This is a genomic window from Mesorhizobium sp. M7A.F.Ca.CA.004.12.1.1 (genome assembly GCF_003997835.1).
Classification (GTDB): Bacteria; Pseudomonadota; Alphaproteobacteria; order Rhizobiales; family Rhizobiaceae; genus Mesorhizobium.
Genome location: NZ_RZRK01001180.1, coordinates 1 through 1325, shown reverse-complemented (window position 1 = coordinate 1325; position 1325 = coordinate 1). Strand labels below are relative to the sequence as shown.

Here is a 1325-nt window from a genome sequence, read left to right as displayed (position 1 = left end):
ATCCAGGGCACCGCATTGCTTTCCATGCTGGTGGCGCTGCTGTTCACCGCCTATCGCATCCGCCGCGTCGGGGTTGCCCGATGAGCGCGGTGTTCGAACAGATCTTCCAGGTCGGCTTCCTGGCCGCGATCATCCGCATCGCCACGCCGCTGGCTTTTGCAACGCTCGGCGAAATGTTCTCGGAGCGGGCTGGCGTGCTCAATCTCGGCATCGAAGGCATCATGCTGTTGTCGGCGATGACCGGCTTTACCGCCGCCAGTCTCAGCGGCAGCCTGTGGCTCGGCGTGCTGGCTGCGGTGCTGACCGGCATGCTGATGGGCGCGCTGCATGCGCTGTTCACTGTGGCGCTCGGCCTCAGCCAGCATGTCTGCGGCATCGGCGTGACGCTGTTCTCGTCGGGCCTCGCCTATTTCCTCTACCGGCTGATCTTCGGCCAGCAGTCGGTGCCGCCCAACATCAAGGGGTTTCAGACACTGCCGATCCCGCTCCTTTCGGACATCCCGGTGCTCGGGACGGCGGTGTTCAGCCAGTTCGCGCTGGTCTACATGGCGATCCTGGCCATTCCGCTGGCCGCCTTCGTGCTCTACCGCACGCCATGGGGCCTGTCGGTGCGTATGGTCGGCGAAAACCCGCGCGCCGCCGATTCGGCGGGGGTCAGCGTCATTGCCACGCGCTTCCAGGCAGTCATCCTCGGCGGTGCGCTGATGGGGCTGGCCGGCGCCTTTCTGTCGATGGCGCAGTTCAACGCCTTCACCTTCGGCGTCGTCTCGGGGCGTGGCTGGGTGGCGATCGCGCTGGTCGTGTTTGGCCGCTGGGATCCGTGGCGCTCGGCGGGGGCGGCGCTGCTGTTCGCCTTCGTCGATGCGCTGCAGTTGCGCATGCAGGCCAGCGGGCTCGGACACATCCCCTACGAGGCGTTCCTGATGCTGCCGTTCATCTTCACCATTGTCGCCATGGCGGTGATGTCGCGCAACGCGACGGCACCGTCGGCGCTGCTCAAGCCGTTTCGACGGGAAGAACGGTAGACGAGCAGGACTTGGTGCCTTTCCTCTCCCCCGATCGACGGGGTAGAGGAAGGGCGACAAGCTGTCCCTGGGACGAAGAACCTGTCCCTGGAAAGCCTCACATCGCCGTAAAACCATTGTCAACGAACAGATGCGTGCCGTTGACGAAGCTCGACTCGTCGCTGGCCAGGTAGAGCGCTGCCCTCGCCACCTCTTCCGGCTCGCCGATGCGGCCCTGCTGCGCGGCCAGTGCCGCGTCGGAGACGTCGACGCCGAGCCTGCCGAGGTCGGCGACCTCGCGCAGGCCGTGCGGTGTACGGA

Annotated in this window: 2 protein-coding genes; one reads left to right on the top strand and one right to left on the bottom strand. The window is 66.0% G+C overall.

Going from position 1 to position 1325, the window contains the following annotated elements:
- Positions 1–80 precede the first annotated feature (80 nt).
- Complete coding sequence (locus EN984_RS34890) at positions 81–1025, top strand: ABC transporter permease (RefSeq protein ID WP_127269071.1); 945 nt, start codon at positions 81–83, stop codon at positions 1023–1025.
- A 97-nt stretch (positions 1026–1122) separates the two neighbouring features.
- On the opposite strand, the gene EN984_RS34885 is transcribed toward EN984_RS34890, so the two are convergent.
- The coding region (locus EN984_RS34885; protein ID WP_127384369.1) for an SDR family oxidoreductase at positions 1123–1325 on the bottom strand (203 nt) is incomplete at its 5' end.